This is a genomic window from Sphingomonas naasensis, from assembly GCF_004792695.1.
GTDB lineage: Bacteria > Pseudomonadota > Alphaproteobacteria > Sphingomonadales > Sphingomonadaceae > Sphingomonas > Sphingomonas naasensis.
The window spans coordinates 132,756-149,686 of sequence record NZ_SRXU01000007.1 but is presented as its reverse complement, the minus strand read 5'-3'; the positions used below and the strand labels follow the sequence as shown (position 1 = coordinate 149,686).

The window sequence follows — 16,931 nt, the reverse complement described above, 5'->3', positions numbered from 1 at the left end:
ATCCTCAGCTCTTGAGTCGGTATCGAAGGGTGAAGCTCTTCCAGCCATTGGGCACGTCGTAGAGATCGGCCGGCAGCCCGCGCAGCGGCGAGCAGCCCGCGAAGATCGCGCGCACCGCATCGTCGACGCGGGTGACGTAGCGCTGGTTGGTATCGTCGACGCCGGTATGGCCGACGATTCGCGGCGCGCCGGCGAGCGAGCCGTCGCGATTGATCCGCAGATTGACGACGACGCGGATCTGGTCGGCGCCGGGCCCCGGATTGACCTGACGATCGGCGCAGGGCTGGACCTGCCGCTGGATCGCCGAGCCGATATCCGCCGCCGCCTGCCCCGTCATCGCGGCGGGCGGCGTAGAGGCGGTGCCGTTGTTGCGATTGTTGGTCCGCCCGAGATCGAGCCCTTCCAGATTGCCGGTCGGCCGGACGTCGCGGCGCGGCTGCGAGCGCGGGTTGGACGGCGGCGCGGCGGCGGCGGTCTTGGCCGGTGGTGCGGGCTTGGTGGCCGGAGCCGGCTTGGACGGGGGCGCAGGCTTGGGCTTTTCCGCCGGCGCCGGCGCGGGCTTGGGCGGTGCCGGCTGCGGCCTGGCGGCGGGTTCGGGCTCGGACACCGGTTCGGGCGGCGCGCTGTCGGGCTCGACCGGCGCCTCGACCGGCGATTTCTTGGCGGCTTCCTCTTCGCTGCTGATCACCGGCGCGCTGCTTTCGAGCGCGACATCGTCGGCGAACGACACGGCTATCGGCGTGCTGACCAGCTTCTCGGGTGCAGGCGCCATCGCCGGCGACAGGAAGACGAACAACCCGATATGGCCGATCGCCGCGACCGCCAGCCCTATGGCCTCGGAACGAGTCAGCGCCATCGCGTCACTTGCTCGCGGCGTTGGTCAGCAGCGAGACGCTGTTGAGCCCGGCACGGTTGAGCTCGCCCATCACGCGCATGACCTTGCCGTAACCGAGTCCCTGGTCGGCACGCAGATAGATTTGCGGGGGCTTGCCGTCGGCGCCCTTCCGGCTCGCGACCTGCTCGAGCATCGCCGGGAGGCCGGCATCGTCGACCGGCTCGTCGTCGACGAACACCTGGCCCTTGTCGTCGATCGCAATCTGGACCGGCTTCTGCTCCTGATCGAGTGCCTTGGCGCGGCTCTCGGGCAGGTTCACCGGCACGCCGGCGGTGAGCAGCGGCGCCGTGACCATGAAGATGATCAGCAACACCAGCATCACGTCGACCAGCGGGGTGACGTTGATTTCGGCCATCGGCGACCGGCGGCCGCGGCCCCGGTTGGAGGGGAGATGCATGGCCATCAGCTCCTCCCCGGCACGGGGAGGGGGACCATGCGCAGCATGGTGGAGGGGGCGTGCCGCACGGGGAACCGCTTGTGGCGCCCCCCCTCCGTCAGCGCTGCGCGCTGCCACCTCCCCGTTCCGGGGAGGAATTTGCCGGCCAGGCTCACGCCTCCATCTCCAGGCGGCGGCTGAGCGTCGCGTGGAAACCGTCGGCGAAGCGGTTGAGCCGCTGCTCGACGCGATTGATGCCGTGGCTGTAGCGGTTGTAGGCGATCACCGCCGGGATCGCGGCGAACAGGCCGATCGCAGTGGCGAACAGCGCCTCGGCGATGCCCGGCGCGACCACCGCGAGCGACGAATTCTGCTCGGCAGCGATGCTGGTGAAGCTGCGCATGATGCCCCACACGGTGCCGAACAGCCCGACGAACGGGGCGACGGCGCCGACCGTGGCGAGGAAGTTCAGGCGATCGGCGAGACGATCGATCTCCTGCGCCACCGCGGCGCCCATCGCGGTTGCCAGCCGGTCGCGCGTGCCGCCGCGATCGATCGACTTGCCGGTGGTCGAGCGGCGCCACTCGGTGACGCCCGCCGAGAAGACCCGCGCGATCGGCTGGTCGCGGCCGGCGGCGCGGCGGTGAAACTCGTCGATGTCGTCGGCCTCGCGATATTCGGTCTCGAAGCTGGCGATGCCCTTCTTCACGGCGCCGACGCGGAAGCCGAAGCTGAGGATGATCGCCCAGGTCCACAGGCTGGCGAGCAACAGGCCGATCATCACGCCACGGACCACCCAGTCCGCCTGCAGGAACAGGGCGACGGGCGACATGGTCGCGGCGGCAGTATTCAGAAACAACATGTCGAGCTCAGTTTCCCTTCCACAACAACGGTTCGAACGCGGCAATCCACGCTGCAGGCTGGCGCCGGGGCCGACCGGTCGGGGAGACGAACGCCGCCTCGACTTCTCCGGTGGCCACTATGGTTTCGCCCCGCATGACTCTTTGCTGAATGACGACGGCCGCCGCCCGCAGCGACACAAGCCGGCTGACGATGTTCAGTTCCTCGCCGAGCCGGGCGGGCGCGCGATAGTCGAGCTTCACGCTGCGCAGCGCATAGGCGCCCTCTCCGCTCTCGAACGTGGTGCGCTGGTCGACCCCGGCGGCGAGCAGCATGTCCGAGCGGGCGCGCTCGAGATAGCGGAGATAATTGGCGTGATAGACGACCCCGGTGAGATCGGTGTCCTCGAAATAGACGCGCAGCGCGAAATGATGCTCGAGGCCGTCGAAACGGCCGAGGGCGGAGAGCGCGTGCATGCGCCGGCCTTAACCAAGCTAAAGACTCCGGGGAACCCCCGAGGTCAGTCGAACAGCCCTTCCTGCGCGGTGGGCGGTGGATTGAGCCCGAGATGCTTCCAGCCCGCGGCATTGAGGCAGCGGCCACGCGCCGTGCGGGCGATCATGCCGATCTGGATCAGATAGGGCTCGATCACTTCCTCGATCGTGTCGCGCGGCTCGCTGAGCCCCGCGGCGAGCGTCTCGACGCCGACCGGACCGCCTTTGTAGATGTCGGCGATCATCATCAGATAGCGCCGGTCCATATTGTCGAGCCCGAGCGCATCGACTTCGAGCCGGGTCAGCGCGGCATCGGCGACCCTGGCGTGGACGGTCTCCTCGCCCGCGACATTGGCGAAGTCGCGCACCCGGCGCAGCAGCCGCCCGGCGATGCGCGGAGTGCCGCGCGCGCGGCGGGCGATCTCGTGCGCGCCGTCCTGCGCGACATGGAGGTCGAGCAAGGTCGCGGCGCGGGTGACGACGCGTTCGAGCTCGTCGACGGTGTAGAATTGCAGCCGCACCGGGATGCCGAAGCGATCGCGCAGCGGGGTGGTGAGCAGGCCCTGCCTGGTGGTCGCGCCGACGAGGGTGAAGCGCGGCAAGTCGATGCGGACCGAACGGGCCGAGGGCCCCTCGCCGATCATCAGGTCCAGCGCGCGGTCCTCCATCGCGGGATAGAGGACTTCCTCGACCGCGGGATTCAACCGGTGGATCTCGTCGATGAACAGCACGTCGCCGTCCTCGAGATTGGTGAGCAAAGCGGCGAGATCGCCCGACTTGGCGATCACCGGGCCCGAGGTCGAGCGGAAGCCGACGCCCATCTCGCGCGCGATGATCTGGGCGAGCGTGGTCTTGCCGAGCCCGGGTGGGCCGAAGAACAGGACATGATCGAGCGCGTCGCCGCGCTGCTTCGCCGCCTGGATGAACACGCGCAGATTCTCGCGCGCGGCCTTCTGCCCGACGAACTCGTCGAGGGTCTTGGGGCGCAGCGCGGCGTCGACATCCTCGGCGCGACGCGAGGCAGTGAGGATGCGATCGGAGTCAGTCATTGGGCGCGACCGTCCCGGGCCGCGGCCTCTTTAACAGCCGGATCGACGATATAGCGATCCAGCTCGGCCCGACTTCTTCGACGACGCGTGTCGTATCCTTCCCTCAGATGCGCAGCGACAATGTGCACCTCGCCGGATTTCAGCTGATACAGATGCTCGACGACCACGAACGCCGGCCCGCTGGTGAGGCCATAGTCGATACAGTTCGTGCCTTGGGGATACGCAGGCAGGTCGATAGTCACGATGTCCCCGCCAAGCGCCTTGGCGACCGACGCGCCCACCTGTGCCCGCACGCGATCACCCTCAATCGCGAGGATTTGAATCGGCAACACGTCCCGCTCCGCGCGTCCGTCGGGCTGCCGATCAAAGAAATAGTACGTCATCGCGGCCCCATCGGTACAGGCATCGGCGCGCGGCACGATTCCGATCAGAGCGAACACAAGAGCCAGGACGTGCTTCACTTCGCCGCCTTCCTGAGCGCCAGCCGGACCAGCGCATCGAGCGTGGCCCCAGCGCCGAGTTCGTCATTGGCGGCGCTGACTGCGCTCGAGGCCTCGGCGGGCTTGAAGCCGAGATTGAGCAGTGCCGACACCGCGTCGCCCGCCGCGCTGCCCGCCGGCGCCGGAGCGCCCGCCGCGCCGCCCAATGCGATGCCGCCGGCCTTGTCCTTGAGTTCGTTGACGATGCGCTGGGCCAGCTTGGGGCCGACGCCGTTGGCGCGCGCGATCATCGCGGCGTCGGCGCGGGCGACCGCGGTGCGCAGCTCGTCGGGGGTGAGGATCGAGAGGATCGCCAGCGCGACCTTCGAACCGACGCCCTGGACATGGGTGAGCAGCTTGAACCAGTCGCGCTCGTCGGCGGTGGCGAAGCCCATCAGCCGGATGAAATCCTCGGCGACGAGCATCTCGGTGTGGATCGTGACGATATTGTCGACCGCGCCGAGCTTCTCGAGCGTCTTGCCCGAGGCGCCGACCAGATAGCCGACGCCGTTCACGTCGATCACCGCGTGATCCATGCCGGTCGCCGCCAGCCGCCCCTTGAGATGCGCGATCATGGAACGGGACTAGAACATCCGCCGCGCCGACGCCAGATGGTGCGCATGGCAGATCGCCACGGCGAGCGCGTCGCCGGCATCGGGCCCGTCGATCTTCACGCCGGGCAGCAGCCGCGCGACCATGGCATGGACCTGCGCCTTTTCGGCAGCACCGGTGCCGACCACCGCCTTCTTGATCGTGCTCGGCTTGTACTCGCCGACATCGATCCCGCTCCGCGCGGCGGCGCAGAGCACCACGCCGCGCGCCTGGCCGAGCTTGAGCGTCGATTGCGCGTTCGAATTGACGAAGACCTCCTCGACCGCCGCGGCATCGGGCGCATGATCGGCGATCAGCGCGGCGAGCATGGCGTCGAGATGCGCGAGCCGGCGCGGCAGCGGGGCCTTGGTATCGGTGACGAGCTTGCCGTTGGCGACATGGCGCAGCCGGTTGCCTTCGGCGCGGACGATCCCCCAGCCGGTAGTCCCGAGCCCGGGATCGAGACCGAGGATCAGCATGGTCGGTTCACGCGAAGGCGCGAAGGCGCGAAGAGAAGAGTTTTTGGGGCCGCTGCGCGGCCGAGGCGCGGAGACGCAGAGAGGTCGTATTCTTCTGCGGCGTCAGACGCTCTACGAAACGCGAGAGGCTTGGCGACGGATCGGAGATGAGGGCCGCTTTCGCGGCGGAGAACCAGTCTCCGCGCCTCCGCGCCTCGGCCGCGCAGCGGTCCCAAATCGCCTTCGCGCCTTCGCGCCTTCGCGTGAGCAAAAATCAGCCGAGCTTCTCCATCACCTCGTCGGAGACTTCGTAATTGCCCCAGACGGTCTGGACATCGTCGTCATCGTCGAGCGCGTCGATCAGCTTGAACAGAGTCGCGGCATCGTCGCCGTCGACCGCGACCATGGTCTGCGGGCGCCAGGCGAGCTTGGCGCCTTCGCTCTCGCCGAGCACCGGCTCGAGCGCCCTGGCGACTTCGTGGAGATCGGCCTGCGCGGTCCAGATCTCGTGGCCGTCCTCCGAGCTGGTGACGTCCTCGGCGCCGGCCTCGAGCGCGGCCTCGAACACCTTGTCGGCATCGCCGGCACTGGCCGGATAGGTGATCAGCCCCATGCGATCGAAGCCGTGGCTCACCGAGCCCGATGCGCCGAGATTGCCGCCATTCTTGGAGACCGCGGTGCGGACGTTGGTCGCGGTGCGGTTGCGGTTGTCGGTCAGCGCCTCGATGATCAGGCTGACCCCGCCCGGGCCGAAGCCCTCGTAGCGGATCTCTTCGTAATTATCGCCCTCGCCCTTCGACGCCTTGTCGATCGAGCGCTGGATATTGTCCTTGGGCATCGACTGCGCCTTGGCCGCGGCGATCGCGGCGCGCAGGCGCGGGTTCATGTCGGGATCGGGCAAGCCCATCTTCGCCGCGACGGTGATTTCGCGGCTGAGCTTAGAAAACATGCTCGAGCGCTTCTTATCCTGCGCGCCCTTGCGGTGCATGATGTTCTTGAATTTGGAATGGCCTGCCATGGAAAACCCCGCAAAGTGCACTTTGCGGGGACCCCATAAAGGATTGGATCAAACCAGCAAAGCAAAGTGCTCCGGCGAAAGCAGGAGCCCAGAGTGACAGGGCGCGTCGCTTGCGGCCCTGGGCTCCTGCTTTCGCAGGAGCACGAACATCCTCAGATCCCCAGCGCCTGCTTGTAGGTCTCGAGCAGCATCTCAGCTTCGTCGCGGTGATGCTTCTCCATCCGCCGCAGGCGGACGATCGAGCGCATCGTCTTGACGTCGAAGCCGGTCGACTTGGCTTCTGCGTAGACGTCCTTGATGTCGTCGGCGATGCCCTTCTTCTCCTCTTCGAGGCGCTCGATCCGCTCGATGAAAAGGCGCAGCTGTTCGGCGGAAATCGAATCGGACAAGGGGAAAGCTCCTGAAGAAGATCGGGTAAAGCGGCGCGATTATCGGACCGCGCCGCCCCGCTCAAGCCCCGAGCTTCGGCAACCCCTCCACGCGCAGGAATCGCACGTCGACGACGCGGCCGTTGGTGCTGGTGAGCTCGGTCACCTTGCCCGCGGCGTCGCGGCGGAAGCGAATCATGCCGGCGACCGATCGGGTGTCGAACGAATCGGCCTCGCGGAAATCGGGCGGCGGCTGCTCGATGCGCGCGGCCCAGCCCGGACCCTTGATCCACAGCTCGTCCTTGCGCCGCTCGACCGTGACGATCGTGGCGAGTTCGGGGCTGTAATAGTCACCGAGATAGTCGGTCATACGCTCGGTGGTGAGCGGCTCGGCCGGCCGGCGCGCATAGCGCGTCGCGACATGCTCGCCGCCGGGCTCCACGATCGTCAGCGTGCGCGCCGGCGCCTCGCCTGAAAAGGCGAAGGTCACCGGCGCGTAGGTCGAGGAGAACAGCCCCTTGCCGTGCGGGATCATCGGATCGCCGCCCTGCATCATCAGCTTGCCGTCGCGGAGCTGGACGAGGAAGCCCATCCCGCCGGAATCGCGATAGCTGCCGGCGATCCGCGCGAGCTCGGCCGCGGGCACGGCGACCTGCGGCGGCTTCGCCTCGTCCTTCAACACATCGGCGAGGTAGAGATCGGCGATCTTGCGCGCGAAGATCACCGGATCGTCGAGCTCGACATTGCACAGCACCGAAACCGCGAAACGCTGCGCGGGCACCAGCATGAAATGGCTGACATAGCCCGGATCGAGCCCGCTATGCGTCGCCACCGAAACGCCGCGATACTTCCCGATCGCTAGCCCGCCGCCATAATGCGTCACCGCGTCGCCGCGGAGCATCGCGGCGAGAACCGCTGGCGACCCGACCTTGGGGCGATCGAAATTCGCCGCCCAGAGCGACAGATCCTCGGCCGTCGAGCGGATGTCGGTCGACCCGTAGTTCGAATAAGCGAGCGTGCGCCGCTCATATTGCTTGTCGTCGCCGATGCCGTAGCCCGAGGCCTGGCCGGCATGGATCCGGTGATGATCGGTGACGACATAGGTCCGCGTCATGCCGAGCGGCTGGAAGATGCGTTCGGAGAGGAAATCGGCGAATTTCCTGCCCGAGGCGCGCTCGACGATCAGCGCGAGCAGATCGTAGTTGGAGTTGGAATAGCCGAAAGCGGTCCCGGTCGGGAAATTGAGCTCGCGCTGGCCCGAGATCACCCGCAGCGCATCGTCCTGCCCGATCGTATCCTCGCCGCGACGGCCCTGCAGCCAGAACAGCGACAACTGGTCGCGGAGCCCGCTGCTATGGTGGAGCAGATGCGCGATCGTGATCGGGCGGGCGAACGCGTGCAGCTCGGGCACATATTTGCGAACATCGTCCTGCGTCGAAAGCTTGCCCTCGCCCTCGAGCAACAGGACCGCGAAGGCCGTGAATTGCTTCGAGAGCGAGGCGAGATGGAACGCCGTCTGCGGCGTGTTGGCGATGCCCGCCTCGACCGAAGCGCGCCCGTAAGCGCGTTCGAGCAACAGCCTGCCGTCACGCGAGACGGCGACCGCGCAGCCCGGGCTCGTCGGGGTGCTCCATTGCTGGAAGATGGCATCGACCGCGGCGGTCGGCGGGTCGGTGGGACGCGCCTGGGCCGCGGGGACGATCGCGGAAGCGAGGAGCAAAGCGAGCAATTTCATGCCAAACGACTACATCTGTAGTCACTTGGCAGCAATCACGTCAGGGCGGCGTTCGCAGCGCCGGAAGCGGCCTTGGTCGCTTCGTCGTGGTCAGCGGCTCGGATCGGTCATCGCGGGCGGATCGCTCGCCGGGAAGCTGTCGTCGAGCGCGTCGTCGAGCGCCGCCTCGACATGGTTGCGCTTCATGCTCTCCTCCATCCGCGCGAGCTGCTCGGGCGTCGCCTCGAGATGGTGGCGCATCCTCCACTCGGCATAGGGCATGCCATAGACGATCTCGCGCCCCTCCTCCTTGCGCATCCCGCCCGCCTCGGCGACCCAATCGCTGAGGCAATTGCGGCAAAAGCCGGCAAGGCCCATCAGATCGATGTTCTGGGCATCGCTGCGATGCCGCAGATGCCGGACGAGCCGCCGGAACGCCTTGGCCGCCACTGCGTCATCCAGGGTATCGAGTGTCGGCACATGCACCTCCATGGTTGATCGACGCAATTTAGTGGTTAGAGGCGGGCCCGCACAAGGAACCAGAACATATGACCAAGGCAATCAGCCCCCGCAGCCGTAAAGTCCGCGTTCTCGCGACCCTCGGGCCGGCGAGCAACACGCCCGAGATGATCGCGAAGCTGTTCGAGGCGGGGGCCGATGCCTTCCGGGTCAATATGAGCCATGGCGACCAGGCGTCGAAGGTGCCGGTGATCGAGGCGATCCGCGGGCTCGAGAAGAAGTTCGGCCGGCCGACCACGATCCTCGCCGATCTGCAGGGCCCCAAGCTGCGCGTCGGCAAGTTCGCCGAGGGCAAGGTCGTGCTCAACACCGGCGACGCCTTCGTGCTCGATCGCGATTCGGCTCCGGGCGACTCGACCCGGGTCCAGCTGCCGCACCGCGAGATCTTCGAGGCGGCGCATCCCGATGCGCGGCTGCTGCTCGACGACGGCAAGATGGTGCTGCGGGTCACCGCGGTCGAGAAGGATCGGCTGGTGACGCGAGTCGAGGTCGGCGGCACGCTGTCCAATTCGAAGGGGCTCAACGTCCCCGACATGGTGCTGCCGCTCGCCGCGCTGACCGAGAAGGACCGCAGCGACCTCGCCTTCGCGGTCGAGCAGGGCGTCGACTGGATCGCGCTGAGCTTCGTCCAGCGGCCCGAGGATCTGATGGAGGCGCGCCGGCTGATCGGCGGCAAGGCGGCCTTGCTCGCCAAGATCGAGAAGCCGAGCGCGATCGCGCGGCTCGACGAGATCATGGAGCAATGCGACGGCGTGATGGTCGCGCGCGGCGATCTCGGCGTCGAGTTGCCGCCGCAGTCGGTCCCGCCGTTGCAGAAGCGCATCGTCGAGACCGCGCGGCGGATGGGCCGCCCGGTGATCGTCGCGACGCAGATGCTCGAATCGATGATCGATTCGCCTTCGCCGACTCGCGCCGAGGTCTCCGACGTCGCCACCGCGGTCTATGACGGCGCCGACGCGATCATGCTCTCGGCCGAGAGCGCCGCGGGCAAATGGCCGTGCGAATCGGTGGCGATGATGAACTCGATCGCCGATGCCGTGGAGCGCGACCCCGCGCATGGCGACCGCGTCCACTTCACCGTCACCCGCCCCGACCCGACGACTGCGGATGCGCTGGCCGAGGCAGCGAAGAACATCGCGCGGACGGTGTCGGCCTCGGCGATCGTCTGCTTCACCAGCTCGGGCTCGACCGCGCGGCGAATCGCCCGCGAGCGCCCGACCGTGCCGATCGTCGTGCTCACGCCCAAGATCGACACCGCGCGGCGCACCGGCCTGCTCTGGGGAAGCCATGCGGTCCATACCCGCGACGTCGATTCGTTCGAGGAGATGGTCGCCAAGGCCAAGCGGATGGCGCTGCGCCACAAGCTGGCCGGCGCAGGCGAGCGAATCGTGGTCTGCGCGGGCGTGCCGTTCAAGACGCCGGGATCGACCAACGTGCTCCACGTCGTCACCATCCTCGGCGACGAGCTGAAGAATTACACCGGCCCCAGCGATAGCTGAGGCTTATCGATCCTCCCTCGCGAAAGCGGGGGAGGATTTTAAATCAGGAAAGCAGCCCGAGTCGCACCAGCTCGGCGCGGAAATCGGCGGCGGTGGTGAACAGCACCGCATGGATGCCGGCGTCGCGCGCGCTCGCGACATTGGCGGGGCTGTCGTCGACGAACACCGCGTCGGGGCCATCGAGCCCGAATCGCTTCAGCGCGAGCGCGTAGATCGCGGGATCGGGCTTCACCAGCTTCTCGTCGCCCGACACGACGACGTCGCGGAAACGATCGAACAGCTCGGCATATTGCGGCACCCAGGCGCGCCAGAACTCGCCCGAGAAATTGGTGATCGCGAACAGCGGTACGCCCGCGGCATCGAGCTCGCGGACGATCTCGACCATGCCGGGCACGGCGTGCGGGATGGTCTCGTTGAAGCGCGGGCCCCAGGCGGCGATCAGCCCGGCATGCTCAGGATATTGCGCGCTCAGCTCGGCCGAGGTCTCCGCGAACGGACGCCCGGCATCGTGCTGAAAATGCCATTCCCTCGTGACCACGTTCGCCAGAAACGCTTCGAGCGCCTGATCGTCGTCGATCAGGCGCTCGTAGAGATAACGCGGATCCCATTCGAAGAGGACCTTGCCGACATCGAAGATGACGGCCGACGGGGTCCCCACGTCCGGAATTAGCCCTGGCGGGCCTTGAACCGGCGATTCGTCTTGTTGATCACGTAGATCCGGCCACGGCGGCGGATCACGCGGTTGTCGCGGTGGCGCCCCTTGAGCGACTTCAATGAATTCACGATCTTCATGACCGATTCGCTTCTCAACTGAATGTGTGTCTGGAAAAGAGGCGCCCGCCTATAGGGGGAGGGTCGCCAAGTCAAGGCGCTACCGCCCTTGCGGAACCGACTCGCGGTGGGCAGGGTTGAGGTGCGGCGGGGCGTGCTCCCCGAGAGACAGGAGGCAGTGGCCGGTGAACAGGATTCTCAGCGTTGCAGCCCTGGGCGCGGCGTTTTGCGCCGGCGGTTGCGCGACCACGCCGCGCCACGCGCCCGTCGACGTCACGCGCTATCATATCGGCGCGCTGACCGAGCGCACCAGCATCTCGATCGAGCCCGCGAGCGGCGCGGCGCAGATCAGCCCCGAGTTCCAGCTCTATGCCGATGCGGTCGGCGCCGAGCTCGCGCGGCTGGGCTTCGTCCAGTCGAACGGCGACATGCAATCGGGCTATATCGCCGCGGTCTCGTTCACCCGCGCCTCGCGCGGCGCCTATCGCGAGCCGCCTCCGGTCTCGATCGGGCTGGGCGGCGGCAGCATCAGCGGCGGCCGGCGCAGCGCGGTCGGCGTCGGCGGCGGGCTTTCATTCGGGATCGGCGGCAAGACCCGCGAGATCTACGGCTCGGAGCTGACCGTCCAGCTGCGCCGGCGCAGCGACAACACCACCTTGTGGGAAGGCCGCGCGGTGACCGAATCGGTGAGCGGCAAGCCGGGGAGCGATCCGCGCGACGAGGCGGCGCGGCTCGCCTATGCGCTGTTCAGGGACTTCCCAGGCGAGTCAGGCATCACTACCACGGTCAAATGAGCATCCAGATCAACGCCGCGTTCGACGGCGGCAACATCCGCGTGGTGGCGATCGACGGCGACCGGGTCGATCTCGAGATCGTCACCGACCACCTGTCCGATTTCTACCAGTGGTTCCATTTCCGGCTGGCAGGGGCGAAGGGGCGCACGCTCACCTTCCGCATCCTCAATGCCGCGGGCGCCGCCTATCCGTTCGGCTGGCCGGGCTACAAGACGCGCTGGAGCACCGACCGCGCGCATTGGCGCACCAGCGACAGCGAGTACGCCGATGGCGTGCTCAGCTTCACCCGGGCGATCGACAGCGACATCGTCTGGTTCGCCTATTTCGCGCCCTATTCGATGGAACGGCATCACGATCTGGTCACGCGGATGGCCGCGCAGCCGGGGGTCTCGCACCGCGAGCTGGGCGTTACCCTCGACGGCCAGCCGATCGACTGCCTGACGCTGGGCGAAGGGCCCAAGCAGGTCTGGCTCTATGCCCGCCAGCATCCCGGCGAGACCATGGCCGAATGGTGGATGGAAGGCGCGCTCGAGAAGCTGACCGACCTCGACGATCGCACCACGCATGCGCTGCGCGAAAAGGCGACGTTCCACATCGTCCCCAACATGAACCCCGACGGCTCGCGCCGCGGGCATCTGCGCACCAACGCCGCGGGCATCAACCTCAACCGCGAATGGCATTCGCCCACGGCCGAAAAGAGCCCCGAGGTCCTCGCGGTGCGCAACCGCATGGACGAGACCGGCGTCGATTTCGCGATGGACGTCCATGGCGACGAGGCGATTCCCGCCAATTTCCTCGCCGGCTTCGAAGGCATTCCGAGCTGGACCGACGCGCTCGGCGAGAAATTCTACGATTTCGCCCGCCGGCTGGCCAAGACCACGCCCGAATTCCAGCTCGATCTCGGCTATGAGAAGTCGGCGCCGGGCAAGGCCAATCTGGCGATGTCGACCAACCAGCTGGCGGAACGCTTCGGCGCGGTCTCGATGACGCTCGAAATGCCGTTCAAGGACCATGACGCGAATGCCGATGCCGAGTTCGGCTGGTCGCCGGCGCGCTGCAAGGTGCTGGCGCATGCCTGTCTCGATACGCTCGCCGGCATGATCGACGAAATCTGATGGAGATCCGCGAGGGGGGACTCGACGACCCGCGCGTCGTCGCGCTGCTCAACGTGCATTTCGCGGGGATGCTCGCGAACTCGCCCGAGGGCAGCTGCCATTTCCTCGACCTGTCGGGGCTGCGCGCGCCGGGGGTGACCTTGTGGACCGCTTGGGACGGCGAGGACCTGCTCGGCTGCGGCGCGCTCAAGCAGCTCGACGCGGAGCATGGCGAGATCAAGTCGATGCGGACTTCGGCCGAGCATCTGCGGCGCGGCACCGGGGCCGCATTGGTCTCGCACATTCTCGGCGTGGCGCGGGCGCGCGGCTACAAAAGGCTCAGCCTCGAAACCGGATCGGGCGAAGCGTTCGAGCCCGCGCATGCGCTGTACCGCCAGTTCGGCTTCACCGAGACCGGCCCGTTCGGCGACTATAAGGAAGACCCGTTCAGCCGCTTCCTGTCGCGGGTGCTCTAGGCGGGGAGACCGTAACGGAATGGCGGCTTTCGCCTCAATTGCGGAGGTTGATGATCACCCGTAGGATGGTGGAAAGCGACGAGAAAGCTCGGAATGACCTTGCAGCTGCTCCTTCTTCATCCTGCCATGCGGCTGATCCGCATCGCGCTAAGCATCGGGCTTGCCGCTTACTTCGTCCTGCTACTCTGGTCAGATGGGCACGCTGGCTACGGAACTTGGACTTCCATGCTGTGCCTTACGGCATGGAATAGCCTGGCCGAACGCACGAAGTTGGCGAAAGCCCGCTAACCACCCAATCCCCGCCATTCGCAGTCTTCGCCCTAGCCTTCCTCGATCGTCTGCCGCGCGGCGGGGCCGATCGCGAGCTCGTGCCAGTCTAGCGCTTCCTGCTGGCGCTCGAACTCGTCCGCGCCGATCGCGTCCGAATCGCGCAATGCCCCCAGCCGCGCGCGCTCCGCTGCGATCGCCTTGAGCTTGAGTCGCTGGCGCTCGTTATAGTCGGCGCAGGCGGCGCCGCGGCCGTCGAGCGCGTCGCGGTCGATCTCGAAATGGCGCCGCATGTCGGCGGCGACCTGGCCGGGAGTGTCGCCGATCGCGGCGAGCGCGGCCTCGGCGAGCGCGCGCTGCGCCGCGATGCGCTCGTGATCGTCGTCACCCTCGCCTAGCCCGAGCAGTCGGATCAGCGGGGTGAGCGTGAGCCCCTGCACCACCAGCGTCGCCAGGACCACGGCGAAGGCCGACAGGACGATCAGGTCGCGCTGCGGGAAATCGGCGGGAAGCGCGAACGACGTCGCCAGCGTGACCAGCCCGCGCATCCCGCACCAGCCGACCACCACGCCCTGCGCGAAGCTCGCGGGTTTCTCGTCGCCGCGCAGCCAGCGGAAATGCGCGGCGAGGCGATTATAGGTCAGCACCCAGACGATCCGCGTCACCACCACGCCCGCGACGATCATCCCGGCGACGCCCGCCGCCTCGCGCAGCCGATCGGGATCCATCCCGCCGACGATCGCGCGCACCTGCATCCCCATCAGCAGAAAGGCGACGACGTTGAGCACGAACACCGCGACGCCCCACACCGCGAACGACTGGACGCGGTTGCGCGCGTCGATCCCCATCTTGGGATCGTTGGCGATGAACATCGCCATCGTCACCACGCAGAGCACCGCCGACAGGCCGAGCCGTTCGGCGACCAGCCACGCGACGAAGGTATTGACGAACTCGAGGAGATTTCCGCCGAACGAGCCACGCGTATAGGGAATGATGTAGCGGAACGCCCAGGCGCAGAAGAGCCCCAGCGCGATCCCGCCGGGCACCGCGAAGCCGAGCCGGAGCGCAACGCCGCCGTCGATTCCGCCATGGCTCTGGATCGCCACCGCGGCGCTGAACAGCAGCAATGCGGTCGCGTCGTTGAGCAGGCTCTCGCCGGTCAATTCCTGCACCGCCCGGCGCGGCAGCGACGCCGAGCGCAGCACCGTTGTCGCCGCAGCGGCATCGGGCGGGGCGACGATCGCGCCGAGCGTGATCGCCGCCGCAATCGGCAATCCGGCGAACGCCCAGCCGATCCAGGCGACCACCGCGGTGGTCAGCAGCACCGCGACCACTGCCAGCGCGACCAGCGGGCGCCACAACCGGCGGATCGCCGCGAGGGGAAAGTCGAACGCCGCGTCGAGCAACACCGGCGCGATGAACAGCGCCAGCGCGGTATGGCCTTCGAGCGCGATCGCCGGGCTGCCCGGCACCAATGCGACGATCACCCCCGCCGTCGCGAGCATCGTCGGATAGGGGATCGAAGTCCGCCGCGCGACCTGCAGCAGCACGACGGCGAGCAGCAGCAGCGCGACGAGGCTTTCGAAGAAAGTCATTCCGCCACGCTAACGCATCAAATGCGATTCAGGCGAACAACTCTTCGAAGAAGTCGATCATCGCCGCCCAGCTGCGCCGATCGGCGCGCGGTTCGTACGCGACATTGCCCGGCGCGGTGCGGCCGACATCGGTGAAGGCGTGGCCGGCATGGCCATAGGCGTGGAGCTGCCAGTCGGCGCCGCTCGCGGTCAGCTCGCCGGCCAGCGCGACGGTGGCCTCGGGCGGCGAGATCGGATCGTCCCAGCCATGGCAGATCAGCAGCTTCGCGGCGATCGGCGCGACGCTTTCATAGTCCGGCCGATCATAGACCCCGTGGAAGCTGACCCCGCCAAGAATGCCGAGCCCGGCGCGCGCCATGTCGAGCACGCATTTGCCGCCGAAGCAGAAGCCGATCGCGGCGGCCTTCTCCGGATCGGCCTGGGGAAGGTTGGTCAATGCCGCCAGTGAAGCGGCGAGCCGATCGCGCAGCAAGCCGCGGTCGGCATTGAGTTCGTCCATGTAGCGGCCGCGATTGTCCTCGTGCAGCGTGGTGCGCCGGCCCTGCCCGAACACATCGCCGGCGAGCGCGACATAGCCGAGCCCGGCGAGCGCCTCGGCCTTGCGATTATCGGCTTCCTTCTGGCCGAGCACATTGGGGAGCAGGAGGATGCAGGGGCGCGGTCCCTGCACTGCATCGTCCCATGCCGCGACGCCCTCGAACGGGCCGCCGGGGCCGTCATAGACCAGAGTCTGCCGAACGATTGCCATCGCCTGTCTCCTTGTCCCTGCCGCGCCAGCCGCTAAGGACCTCGGCAAACGTCTCAAGGAGGTCCCATGCCCAAGCTCGTCCTGATCCGCCACGGCCAGTCGGCGTGGAACCTCGAGAACCGCTTCACCGGCTGGTGGGACGTCGACCTGACAGAGCTGGGAGTCAAGGAAGCCTGGGCGGCGGGCGAGCTGATGAAGGCAAAAGGGCTCGATTTCGACCTGACCTTCACCAGCTTCCAGAGCCGGGCGATCAAGACGCTCAACCTCTCGCTCGAGGCGATGGGCCGGCTGTGGCTGCCGACCGAGAAGAGCTGGAAGCTCAACGAGCGCCATTATGGCGGGCTCACCGGGCTCAACAAGGCCGAGACCGCGGCGCTGCACGGCGACGAGCAGGTCAAGATCTGGCGCCGCAGCTTCGACATTCCGCCGCCGCTGCCCGAGGAGGGCTCGGCCTGGGATCTGGCGAAGGACGAGCGCTACAAGGGCGTGCCGATCCCGCAGACCGAGAGCCTGAAGGACACGATCGCGCGCGTACTGCCCTATTGGGAAGAGAGCATCGCGCCGCAGATCAAGGCGGGCAAGCGCGTGCTGATCTCGGCGCACGGCAATTCGCTGCGGGCGCTGGTCAAGCATCTGTCGGGGATCCCGGACGAAGAGATCGTCAATTTGGAGATCCCGACCGGGCAGCCGATCGTCTACGAGCTCGACGAAGCGCTGGTGGCAACGGATCGCTATTATTTGAGCGAGCGATAAGAGGTTCACGCGGAGGCGCGGAGACGCGGAGTTTTGTTCGCGCAGAGGCGCTGAGGACGCAGAGAGGAATGGCCCGCCGCGCCAGCGGCCTTCCTCTCTACGCGTGCCCGTCTCCCGGCGGGAGCCGCACGCC

The 16,931-nt window shown here is 67.5% G+C and carries 21 protein-coding genes; 5 read left to right on the top strand and 16 right to left on the bottom strand.

Going from position 1 to position 16,931, the window contains the following annotated elements; translation table 11 throughout:
• Positions 1 to 4 precede the first annotated feature (4 nt).
• The 12 genes from E5A74_RS16090 to E5A74_RS16035 all read right to left on the bottom strand — a co-directional run bounded on the left by E5A74_RS16090 (position 5) and on the right by E5A74_RS16035 (position 8,762).
• Positions 5 to 856: a cell envelope biogenesis protein TolA gene (locus tag E5A74_RS16090; protein WP_338111791.1), complete on the bottom strand. Its 852-nt coding sequence runs from the start codon at positions 854 to 856 to the stop codon at positions 5 to 7.
• Between the two features lie 4 nt (positions 857 to 860).
• The gene (tolR, locus tag E5A74_RS16085) at positions 861 to 1,298 is read right to left on the bottom strand and encodes a protein TolR (RefSeq protein WP_135986641.1); all 438 of its coding nucleotides are present in this window, start codon (positions 1,296 to 1,298) and stop codon (positions 861 to 863) included.
• Between the two features lie 145 nt (positions 1,299 to 1,443).
• On the bottom strand, positions 1,444 to 2,133 hold the full coding sequence (tolQ, locus tag E5A74_RS16080; protein ID WP_135986640.1) for a protein TolQ: 690 nt from the start codon (positions 2,131 to 2,133) through the stop codon (positions 1,444 to 1,446).
• Positions 2,134 to 2,140: 7 nt separating this feature from the next.
• Entirely contained in the window at positions 2,141 to 2,587 is a 447-nt protein-coding gene (locus E5A74_RS16075; RefSeq protein ID WP_135986639.1) for a YbgC/FadM family acyl-CoA thioesterase, read from the bottom strand.
• A gap of 44 nt (positions 2,588 to 2,631) precedes the next feature.
• Positions 2,632 to 3,654, bottom strand: a complete 1,023-nt coding sequence (gene ruvB, locus E5A74_RS16070) for a Holliday junction branch migration DNA helicase RuvB (RefSeq protein WP_135986638.1) — start codon at positions 3,652 to 3,654, stop codon at positions 2,632 to 2,634.
• Positions 3,651 to 4,115 carry a hypothetical protein gene (locus tag E5A74_RS16065; protein ID WP_135986637.1) on the bottom strand — a complete coding sequence of 155 codons (465 nt, stop codon included), beginning with the start codon at positions 4,113 to 4,115 and terminating at the stop codon, positions 3,651 to 3,653. The genes ruvB and E5A74_RS16065 overlap by 4 nt, the downstream gene beginning before the upstream one ends.
• Positions 4,112 to 4,708: a Holliday junction branch migration protein RuvA gene (gene ruvA / locus E5A74_RS16060; RefSeq protein WP_135986636.1), complete on the bottom strand. Its 597-nt coding sequence runs from the start codon at positions 4,706 to 4,708 to the stop codon at positions 4,112 to 4,114. The genes E5A74_RS16065 and ruvA overlap by 4 nt, the downstream gene beginning before the upstream one ends.
• Positions 4,709 to 4,717: 9 nt before the next feature.
• Entirely contained in the window at positions 4,718 to 5,203 is a 486-nt protein-coding gene (gene ruvC / locus E5A74_RS16055) for a crossover junction endodeoxyribonuclease RuvC (RefSeq protein WP_135986635.1), read from the bottom strand.
• A 253-nt stretch (positions 5,204 to 5,456) separates the two neighbouring features.
• A complete protein-coding gene (locus E5A74_RS16050; RefSeq protein ID WP_135986634.1) occupies positions 5,457 to 6,200 on the bottom strand; it encodes a YebC/PmpR family DNA-binding transcriptional regulator in 744 nt (247 codons plus the stop codon).
• A gap of 152 nt (positions 6,201 to 6,352) precedes the next feature.
• The gene (locus E5A74_RS16045) at positions 6,353 to 6,589 is read right to left on the bottom strand and encodes a DUF2312 domain-containing protein (protein ID WP_135986633.1); all 237 of its coding nucleotides are present in this window, start codon (positions 6,587 to 6,589) and stop codon (positions 6,353 to 6,355) included.
• 61 nt (positions 6,590 to 6,650) lie between these two features.
• Entirely contained in the window at positions 6,651 to 8,303 is a 1,653-nt protein-coding gene (locus E5A74_RS16040) for a serine hydrolase (protein ID WP_135986632.1), read from the bottom strand.
• A 90-nt stretch (positions 8,304 to 8,393) separates the two neighbouring features.
• The gene (locus tag E5A74_RS16035) at positions 8,394 to 8,762 is read right to left on the bottom strand and encodes a DUF1244 domain-containing protein (RefSeq protein WP_135986631.1); all 369 of its coding nucleotides are present in this window, start codon (positions 8,760 to 8,762) and stop codon (positions 8,394 to 8,396) included.
• Positions 8,763 to 8,830: 68 nt separating this feature from the next.
• Here E5A74_RS16035 and pyk point away from each other — a divergent pair, with 68 nt between their 5' ends.
• Positions 8,831 to 10,300, top strand: a complete 1,470-nt coding sequence (gene pyk / locus E5A74_RS16030) for a pyruvate kinase (RefSeq protein ID WP_135986630.1) — start codon at positions 8,831 to 8,833, stop codon at positions 10,298 to 10,300.
• Positions 10,301 to 10,343: 43 nt separating this feature from the next.
• Here the strand turns inward: pyk and E5A74_RS16025 are convergent, their stop codons facing one another.
• Entirely contained in the window at positions 10,344 to 10,958 is a 615-nt protein-coding gene (locus E5A74_RS16025; RefSeq protein ID WP_135986629.1) for an HAD family hydrolase, read from the bottom strand.
• Between the two features lie 8 nt (positions 10,959 to 10,966).
• The gene (gene ykgO, locus E5A74_RS16020; protein WP_066482602.1) at positions 10,967 to 11,092 is read right to left on the bottom strand and encodes a type B 50S ribosomal protein L36; all 126 of its coding nucleotides are present in this window, start codon (positions 11,090 to 11,092) and stop codon (positions 10,967 to 10,969) included.
• A 164-nt stretch (positions 11,093 to 11,256) separates the two neighbouring features.
• Here ykgO and E5A74_RS16015 point away from each other — a divergent pair, with 164 nt between their 5' ends.
• The 3 genes from E5A74_RS16015 to E5A74_RS16005 are packed head-to-tail and all read left to right on the top strand — an operon-like array spanning position 11,257 to position 13,435.
• Positions 11,257 to 11,865, top strand: coding sequence for a DUF4136 domain-containing protein (locus E5A74_RS16015; protein WP_135986628.1), 609 nt, complete (start codon positions 11,257 to 11,259; stop codon positions 11,863 to 11,865).
• Complete coding sequence (locus E5A74_RS16010) at positions 11,862 to 12,980, top strand: M14 family metallopeptidase (RefSeq protein WP_135986627.1); 1,119 nt, start codon at positions 11,862 to 11,864, stop codon at positions 12,978 to 12,980. The genes E5A74_RS16015 and E5A74_RS16010 overlap by 4 nt, the downstream gene beginning before the upstream one ends.
• The gene (locus E5A74_RS16005; RefSeq protein ID WP_135986626.1) at positions 12,980 to 13,435 is read left to right on the top strand and encodes a GNAT family N-acetyltransferase; all 456 of its coding nucleotides are present in this window, start codon (positions 12,980 to 12,982) and stop codon (positions 13,433 to 13,435) included. Before E5A74_RS16010 ends, E5A74_RS16005 begins: the two co-directional genes overlap by 1 nt.
• 320 nt (positions 13,436 to 13,755) lie before the next feature.
• Here E5A74_RS16005 and E5A74_RS16000 read toward each other — a convergent pair whose 3' ends face one another.
• Both E5A74_RS16000 and E5A74_RS15995 read right to left on the bottom strand, forming a co-directional pair.
• A complete protein-coding gene (locus tag E5A74_RS16000) occupies positions 13,756 to 15,297 on the bottom strand; it encodes a cation:proton antiporter (protein WP_135986625.1) in 1,542 nt (513 codons plus the stop codon).
• A 28-nt stretch (positions 15,298 to 15,325) separates the two neighbouring features.
• A complete protein-coding gene (locus E5A74_RS15995) occupies positions 15,326 to 16,045 on the bottom strand; it encodes a dienelactone hydrolase family protein (RefSeq protein WP_135986624.1) in 720 nt (239 codons plus the stop codon).
• 66 nt (positions 16,046 to 16,111) lie between these two features.
• Here E5A74_RS15995 and gpmA point away from each other — a divergent pair, with 66 nt between their 5' ends.
• Positions 16,112 to 16,798 (top strand): 2,3-diphosphoglycerate-dependent phosphoglycerate mutase, encoded by a 687-nt coding sequence (gpmA, locus tag E5A74_RS15990; protein WP_135986623.1) that lies wholly within the window; start codon positions 16,112 to 16,114, stop codon positions 16,796 to 16,798.
• The last annotated feature ends 133 nt before the right edge of the window (positions 16,799 to 16,931 follow it).

Bases quoted from the DNA above. Each gene is read 5' to 3' on its own strand.
- E5A74_RS16090 (WP_338111791.1), bottom strand. From the start codon at position 856: ATGGCGCTGACTCGTTCCGAGGCCATAGGGCTGGCGGTCGCGGCGATC.
- tolR (WP_135986641.1), bottom strand. From the start codon at position 1,298: ATGGCCATGCATCTCCCCTCCAACCGGGGCCGCGGCCGCCGGTCGCCG.
- tolQ (WP_135986640.1), bottom strand. From the start codon at position 2,133: ATGTTGTTTCTGAATACTGCCGCCGCGACCATGTCGCCCGTCGCCCTG.
- E5A74_RS16075 (WP_135986639.1), bottom strand. From the start codon at position 2,587: ATGCACGCGCTCTCCGCCCTCGGCCGTTTCGACGGCCTCGAGCATCAT.
- ruvB (WP_135986638.1), bottom strand. From the start codon at position 3,654: ATGACTGACTCCGATCGCATCCTCACTGCCTCGCGTCGCGCCGAGGAT.
- ruvA (WP_135986636.1), bottom strand. From the start codon at position 4,708: ATGATCGCGCATCTCAAGGGGCGGCTGGCGGCGACCGGCATGGATCAC.
- ruvC (WP_135986635.1), bottom strand. From the start codon at position 5,203: ATGCTGATCCTCGGTCTCGATCCCGGGCTCGGGACTACCGGCTGGGGG.
- E5A74_RS16050 (WP_135986634.1), bottom strand. From the start codon at position 6,200: ATGGCAGGCCATTCCAAATTCAAGAACATCATGCACCGCAAGGGCGCG.
- E5A74_RS16040 (WP_135986632.1), bottom strand. From the start codon at position 8,303: ATGAAATTGCTCGCTTTGCTCCTCGCTTCCGCGATCGTCCCCGCGGCC.
- pyk (WP_135986630.1), top strand. From the start codon at position 8,831: ATGACCAAGGCAATCAGCCCCCGCAGCCGTAAAGTCCGCGTTCTCGCG.
- ykgO (WP_066482602.1), bottom strand. From the start codon at position 11,092: ATGAAGATCGTGAATTCATTGAAGTCGCTCAAGGGGCGCCACCGCGAC.
- E5A74_RS16010 (WP_135986627.1), top strand. From the start codon at position 11,862: ATGAGCATCCAGATCAACGCCGCGTTCGACGGCGGCAACATCCGCGTG.
- E5A74_RS16005 (WP_135986626.1), top strand. From the start codon at position 12,980: ATGGAGATCCGCGAGGGGGGACTCGACGACCCGCGCGTCGTCGCGCTG.
- E5A74_RS16000 (WP_135986625.1), bottom strand. From the start codon at position 15,297: ATGACTTTCTTCGAAAGCCTCGTCGCGCTGCTGCTGCTCGCCGTCGTG.
- E5A74_RS15995 (WP_135986624.1), bottom strand. From the start codon at position 16,045: ATGGCAATCGTTCGGCAGACTCTGGTCTATGACGGCCCCGGCGGCCCG.
- gpmA (WP_135986623.1), top strand. From the start codon at position 16,112: ATGCCCAAGCTCGTCCTGATCCGCCACGGCCAGTCGGCGTGGAACCTC.